General features: G+C 68.1%; 1 protein-coding gene. It reads left to right on the forward strand.

Going from position 1 to position 329, the window contains the following annotated elements:
- Positions 1 to 66: 66 nt before the first annotated feature.
- Positions 67 to 329 (forward strand): transposase domain-containing protein (locus tag GWK61_RS55660; protein ID WP_267254624.1); only part of this gene is annotated, 263 nt, incomplete at its 3' end.

A 329-nucleotide genomic window follows, 5' to 3' on the forward strand; every position in this document is an offset into this window, starting at 1 on the left:
GCTGCCGCGGTGGAGGGGCGGGTGCGGCGCAGTAGGCGGCCGTTGTCGCCGTTGACGCCGGAGTTCATGGTGTATTTCACGCTGGGGTTGGCGTTGTGGTCGCAGGATTCGTATGAGGATGTGTTGGACAATCTGACCGATGCGGTGCCGGAGTTGGCCGGGGCCACGGTGGACAAGTCGTCGCTGACCGGGGCTCGTGTGCGGCTGGGTGCGGCGGCGATGGCCGAGGTGTTTCACCTGGTGGCCGCTGATCCGGTGGCGTTGGCCGACACGCCCGGGGCACGCTGGCGGGGTCGGCTTGTTTTGGCGGTGGACGGGTTCGTGGTGGA

It is taken from the genome of Catenulispora rubra (genome assembly GCF_015356825.1).
Taxonomy (GTDB): Bacteria; Actinomycetota; Actinomycetes; order Streptomycetales; family Catenulisporaceae; genus Catenulispora; species Catenulispora rubra.